The following is a 5,758-nucleotide window of genomic DNA, read 5'->3' as shown; positions in this document are numbered from 1 at the left end:
GTTAAATACATTGGTGTTGGTGAAGGAATTGAAGATTTGCAGGTTTTCAATAAATACGAGTTTGTAGATAGTTTTTTTAAATAATTGAGTTCGGTATTTCATGAAAAATTATAATCCTATTTACTTTTACTTTGTGAGTATCATTGCATTTGTCTTGGCTAATGTATTTAGAGACAAGAGTATTCCTTTGTATTATGCTTTATTGATAATTGGTTTTGTTTTCTTTGTTTTGGGAGTAATCAGAAGAGTTCGAAATAAATAGAAAGTTGATTCTACTGATACAAAGCACTTATTTTTGTCCAAAGCGTTTCGTCAAAATCAGATAAGGCTAGATTTACATTATCTGCTGCGTCTCCCATTCGGATCACAACCATTTTTTTGCTGGGTACCACGTAGATTTTCTGGTCGTTTTTGCCCAAAGCCATAAACATATCGTTTGGGGCGGTGGGTATGATGCTTCCTTGAAAAGTAGCTTGTGATTGTGGTAAATGATAATTGGCTTTGCCATTTAGCCACCATAAATACCCATAACTTAAGTTGATGTTTTGTGAAGTATTAGTCGCTTCGTTAAAATAGTTTTCGTTCAAGATCACATTATTTTCCCATTTTCCTTTATTGTACATAAGCAATCCAAAACGGGCCATGCTTCTTGTAGTACTGCTGTAAACAATATTGTTGCCAGATGTAAACCAGGCTCCATTCATTCCAATTTTGTCTCTTAATTTGGCATTGAAATAGTTGTTCCATGATTGACCACTTGCTTGTGCAATGACATCCTGTAATTTTACATAAACATTGTGATATGCCCAACGGGTTCCAGCATCGGCAGTGTAGGTTAGGGCGGAGGGAGAAACATTATCAGTGGTGTCGTCTAGTCCGGAAGTCATTGTCAATAAATTTTTACAGGTGATTAAATTCTCTTTGGCAAGTGGTGAACTTGTCCAGCCTGTTCCTATGTATTGAGAGACTTTGTTGTTGATGTTGATGAGGTTTTCCTGTTGTGCAATTCCTGTCATAGTTGACGTCAATGCTTTACCAGCACTTGCCCAATACCAATTGGTTGTAGTATCATGACCGTTGAAATAACTTTCCATAACGATGCGTCCGTTGACAAGGATGATAAATCCCTTGGAATGTTTGAGTTCCAAATAATCCAATAATGGTTGGACAGCCGATTGCTTCCAGCCAAGACTTTCTAGGGTTTTGGTCTCCCAAGTGTTGCCTGAAAGTGGTGGAAAATACAGTATTTCTGTAGGTGTTGGAGTAGTTGTCGGTTCTGTATTGTCAGAAGAACAATTGGTGCAAAAAAATGCAAAGACTAGTAATAGTATTGATTTTGACATGGTTGGGAAGGTTGGTTTTGGGTAAGACCAAAAATATCTAAATAAGTTTAATGAGAAGGTGAATTTTTTATTTTCTTTGGAATTTTAAAGTTTAACTTTGTCGCATTAACTAAAGGTGTTGATAAGTGAGATGCCTTAGCCCTGATAGAAGCGGTATCCTTTTTTGGGTCGTTTTTTACGAGACAAAAAAGATACAAGCGGATAGCAGGATAAAGCTCCTTAAAAAAAGAATAATTCTATGAAAAAAGTATTTGGTGTTTTAATAGTTGCCCTTTTATTTGTGGGTTGCAAGCAAAAAATAACTTCTGCTGATGTTGTCAAAATTAATGGCTATTGGGAGATTGAAAAAGTGGTTTTTGAGGATGGAAAGGAGAAGCAATACGGAATGAATGAATCATTTGATTATTTTCAAATTGACAAAAATAATGTAGGGATTCGCAAGAAAGTGATGCCGCAATTGGATGGAACTTTTTTGGTGAATGATACGTTTGAAAATGTAAAATTGCGTTTTGACGATGACCAGACTTTTTTGGATTACAGTACGCCTTACATGAAATGGAGCGAGGAAATACTTGCATTGACGGATAAAGAGCTAATTGTTTTGAATGCAGAAAAAAAGGAATATCATTATAAAAAAGCGGGACCAATAAATCTAGATGACTATGGCAAAAAGGCTAAATAATCAAAGTTCGATAGGGGACGTTTTGAAGCAAATTATCGAGGTTAATAAATTGCAATCAGGAATGGATGAGATTGATGTGAAAGATGCTTGGCGTAATTTGATGGGGAACGGTGTGAACAGTTATACCAATAATGTGGTTTTGAAAGGTTCAACTTTGTATGTTCAGCTGACTTCGGCAGTTTTGCGTGAAGAATTAAGCCACGGAAAATCCAAGATCATAAAAATGATTAATGAAGAATTGCGAAGAGATGTGGTGAGGGATGTGGTTCTCAGATAGCAGAAGTACAAAAAAAGAAGGCAGATGAGAATACTTAATTATATAAAAAATCCCATTCGAACACGAATGGGATTTTTTGTAAATTTTGCGTTAACTGTTTTTAGTTTTGTTTTAACTGATTACTAAAAACTGAATACTGCTAATTTATTAAAACTGCTCTCTTCCTGCGAAATGGAATGCACCTTCGATAGCAGCGTTTTCGTCGCTATCAGAACCGTGAACTGCATTTTCTCCGATAGAAGTTGCGTATGCTTTACGGATAGTTCCTTCAGCAGCTTCAGCTGGGTTTGTAGCACCAATTAAAGTTCTGAAATCTTCTACTGCGTTATCTTTTTCTAAAATAGCGGCAACGATTGGTCCACGAGACATAAATTCTACTAATTCTCCGTAGAAAGGTCTTGCAGCGTGTACTGCGTAAAATGCTTGAGCATCTGCAACTGTTAATTGAGTTAATTTCAAAGAAACAATTTTGAAACCACCGTTTGTAATCATTGCCAATATGTTTCCGATGTGTCCGTTTTGAACTGCATCAGGCTTAATCATTGTAAAAGTTCTATTAGTTGCCATTTTTTCTGTGTTTTAAAATTTTGTGCAAAAATATACTTTTTTTATTGAATGATTTTAGCAAATCGTCAATTTAATGACGTAAATCTGTTATTACCGTTATTTTAAACTTTAAAGTACATTTTCTTTTTGTAGAAATAAGCCAAAAGAATAGACCATAAACCTACATAAAGCAGTGCAAACACTAATGAAGCTGTCATGGGATTATTGAAAAATGGCTGTACTCCAAAGGCATACAAAAAGTCCAAAAGATTGATTTGTTCTGTTGGTATTTTTGGGTTTGGAAACGAAATCGCGACAAACGCTTGTGGAATGATTTCGGATAAAAAGAAAACAATCATTGGATTTACACCCCAAATTAGGAATAATTTGGTTCCTTTTTTATAATTAGCAATGTCAATGCAATAGTATAAAATTGATAAGACCAATGTGGCTAATCCTGTAGTATATAAGACGAAAGAACTAGTCCAAAGTGATTTGTTTATTGGAAAAATAATATTCCAAAGTTGCCCTGACACAATAAGGGCGATCCCTATAATTGCCATTTTTTTGGCTTTTTCCAGTTTTAATAATGGACTGTTGAGCAATTGTCCAATTAATAAGCCAATAATTCCTGTTGCAATAGCAGGAATCGTGCTTAGTATTCCTTCAGGATCCCAAGTATTGGTTACTTCCCACATATGTCCTTTTAACAAAGCACTATCTACCCAAGCGGCTAAATTGGTTCCTTTTTCGAGGTTTGTAATTTCGAATCCAGGTGCCGGAACAAGAGTTATGATTGCCCAATAACCTAGTAATATTCCGATAGCTACGAGTAATTGTGTTTTTTGATTCGTTTTTAGATACAAAAGGGAGGCAATGAAATAGACAATTCCGATGCGTTGCAGTACACCAGGAAGTCTCACTATTTTATAAGCTTCAATACCGCTATATGCTAAGATTAAATAAATTGCAAAAATTGAAACAGCTAAATAGGTTTTTAGTTTTGCATTGAAATTTCCCATCAGCGCATATCCAACTGCTGCAGTTATTAGTAAGCGACCAATGATTAATGGAATGCCATCTAGTCCGAAGAGTTGTATTTTTCCGAAAAAGTTAAAAAAGACACCCAAGCAAAACATACGTAACGAACGGGTCAGTATTTTGTTGAATGTTGTGCTGTCATAATTTTTGGTTGGCATTGCAAAAGAAATAGCCACTCCCATAATGAAAATAAAGAACGGAAAAACCAAGTCGGTAGGAGTACAACCGTGCCATTCGGAGTGAAGTAAAGGAGGATAGACGGTTGCCCAGCTACCTGGATTGTTAACAATAGTCATTAATAAAATAGTCAATCCTCTAAATACATCAAGAGAAATAAGGCGGTCTTTGGTCATTGGTTTTGTGGTTAGTTTTGGGAGTTTTATATTTTTAATCTAAAGTAATGATATTGAAATTTTGTTCTAATGGTTTGAGTTGGTTCATTATTTGCGGAATTAAACGTTCTCCATTTTCTAAATAAAATTCCGAAAAATTAGCTTGGCGTTCTTGTAAACTCTGGTTGGGGAACAATTCGTTTTGCAAGTCAATAATACGTTGCAATTCATCGTGAAATTTTCTTTTTTGAGCAATAAGTAATCTTTTTTCAAGAGATTCCAATCCTTTTGTTTGTTTGGTTTCTTGCGCTTTCACGGCACCTAAGAAAGATTTGTCTGTATGGTTGGCCAATTCTAGAAGTACTTCGAATTGTTTTTTTAATACTTCTTTCTGTTCGGTAAAATCAATCGGGAAATCCGATAGTTTTTGGGTAATGCGATTGATTAAACTTGCTTGCTTCGTAAATAAATCAGACCAAGTCAAGTTTAGTTTGTCTGCCTTTTTGTTCTGTTTTTCGGTTGCCAAAAGCACTGAGTTTCTCAATAACAATATTGGGAAAGTTACTTTTGCGGAAGCGAAAAAGGATTTCAATTCGAACCAATACGCAATTTCACCCCCTCCGCCAATGTAGCATAAATTGGGTAAAATGACTTCTTGGTACAAAGGACGCATAATAACATTGGAACTGAATTTTTCGGGATTGCTTTCTAATAATTCCAAAATTTCAGATTCCGTGAATTCAATTTTGGTGTGATTGACCTTGTAAATTCCATTTTCAAGAATAATTCGTTCGCGTAAATTATCCTCAATGTAAAATAAATTGATTTCACGAGGATTCACCTGAACGGAATAGTCTTTTAATTTTTCGATGGTTTCGGTTACTGCTTTGAAAGAAGTTTGATTCAGTAATTCGTCTTTTATGTAGGGTATAAAATTACGTTTCAATTCGAGATTGTCCGCATCCAGAATTACTAATCCAGCTGAACCAAAAAGTGCATTTGCTAAATATCTAGTGGCATCGGCTAAGTTGCTGTGTTTGAGATAGGAATCTTCAAATAGCTTTTTAATTGTGTTGGCATTGGTGCTGGAACCTATTTCAAGTGCGAATATTTCAAGAAAATCATCCAATCCCTCGGTGGATAATCTTCCGACAGGTCCTGTGCTTTCTCTGTTCCAATGAAATTTTTTTCCTTTGAAACTGAAATAATTAATTTCTTCAAAATCATGGTCTTCAGTTGCCATCCAATAAACGGGAACGAAGTTTTGTGATGGGTATTTCGTTTTTAATTCCTTCGTCAGATTGATTGTGGAAATAATTTTATACAAAAAATACAATGGACCGGAAAACAAATTCAGCTGATGTCCCGTCGTAATTGTGAAAGTATCTGAACTGGACAAAGCTTCAATATTTTGCTTCGTCAAATCGGATGTGGGAATTTTTGAATATTGGTTTTTCAGAACCGTAACTAAAACCTCTCTTTTTGTGTTGAAATTGTTGTAGCCGTTACCGTCGAAATTTTCTTTTTTTTCCTTTAT

The 5,758-nt window shown here is 35.2% G+C and carries 7 protein-coding genes; 3 read left to right on the top strand and 4 right to left on the bottom strand.

Annotated elements, in window-relative coordinates:
• Window positions 1-100: 100 nt before the first annotated feature.
• Window positions 101-262, top strand: coding sequence for a hypothetical protein (locus VFS71_RS12295; protein ID WP_326401583.1), 162 nt, complete (start codon window positions 101-103; stop codon window positions 260-262).
• A 10-nt stretch (window positions 263-272) separates the two neighbouring features.
• On the opposite strand, the gene VFS71_RS12290 is transcribed toward VFS71_RS12295, so the two are convergent.
• Window positions 273-1,343 (bottom strand): serine hydrolase, encoded by a 1,071-nt coding sequence (locus VFS71_RS12290; RefSeq protein WP_326401581.1) that lies wholly within the window; start codon window positions 1,341-1,343, stop codon window positions 273-275.
• A gap of 238 nt (window positions 1,344-1,581) precedes the next feature.
• On the opposite strand from VFS71_RS12290, the gene VFS71_RS12285 reads away from it, so the two are divergent.
• A complete protein-coding gene (locus tag VFS71_RS12285) occupies window positions 1,582-2,025 on the top strand; it encodes a hypothetical protein (protein WP_326401580.1) in 444 nt (147 codons plus the stop codon).
• Window positions 2,006-2,302, top strand: coding sequence for a DUF721 domain-containing protein (locus VFS71_RS12280; RefSeq protein WP_077376378.1), 297 nt, complete (start codon window positions 2,006-2,008; stop codon window positions 2,300-2,302). Before VFS71_RS12285 ends, VFS71_RS12280 begins: the two co-directional genes overlap by 20 nt.
• A gap of 147 nt (window positions 2,303-2,449) precedes the next feature.
• Here VFS71_RS12280 and VFS71_RS12275 read toward each other — a convergent pair whose 3' ends face one another.
• The 3 genes from VFS71_RS12275 to bshC all read right to left on the bottom strand — a co-directional run.
• Window positions 2,450-2,869 (bottom strand): nucleoside-diphosphate kinase, encoded by a 420-nt coding sequence (locus tag VFS71_RS12275; RefSeq protein ID WP_035625955.1) that lies wholly within the window; start codon window positions 2,867-2,869, stop codon window positions 2,450-2,452.
• Between the two features lie 101 nt (window positions 2,870-2,970).
• Entirely contained in the window at window positions 2,971-4,242 is a 1,272-nt protein-coding gene (locus VFS71_RS12270; protein ID WP_326401579.1) for an acyltransferase family protein, read from the bottom strand.
• Window positions 4,243-4,276: 34 nt separating this feature from the next.
• Window positions 4,277-5,758 (bottom strand): bacillithiol biosynthesis cysteine-adding enzyme BshC (bshC, locus tag VFS71_RS12265; protein WP_326401577.1); only part of this gene is annotated, 1,482 nt, incomplete at its 5' end.

The sequence above is a fragment of the Flavobacterium sp. genome, from assembly GCF_035760125.1.
GTDB lineage: Bacteria > Bacteroidota > Bacteroidia > Flavobacteriales > Flavobacteriaceae > Flavobacterium.
Note: the sequence above shows the minus strand (reverse complement) of the source record. Positions and strands in the feature narration are given on the sequence as shown.

What these genes read in the sequence shown, in the direction of transcription:
- VFS71_RS12270 (WP_326401579.1), bottom strand. Translation starts at nt 4,242, where the DNA reads ATGACCAAAGACCGCCTTATTTCTCTTGATGTATTTAGAGGATTGACT.
- VFS71_RS12295 (WP_326401583.1), top strand. Translation starts at nt 101, where the DNA reads ATGAAAAATTATAATCCTATTTACTTTTACTTTGTGAGTATCATTGCA.
- VFS71_RS12280 (WP_077376378.1), top strand. Translation starts at nt 2,006, where the DNA reads ATGGCAAAAAGGCTAAATAATCAAAGTTCGATAGGGGACGTTTTGAAG.
- VFS71_RS12285 (WP_326401580.1), top strand. Translation starts at nt 1,582, where the DNA reads ATGAAAAAAGTATTTGGTGTTTTAATAGTTGCCCTTTTATTTGTGGGT.
- VFS71_RS12275 (WP_035625955.1), bottom strand. Translation starts at nt 2,869, where the DNA reads ATGGCAACTAATAGAACTTTTACAATGATTAAGCCTGATGCAGTTCAA.
- VFS71_RS12290 (WP_326401581.1), bottom strand. Translation starts at nt 1,343, where the DNA reads ATGTCAAAATCAATACTATTACTAGTCTTTGCATTTTTTTGCACCAAT.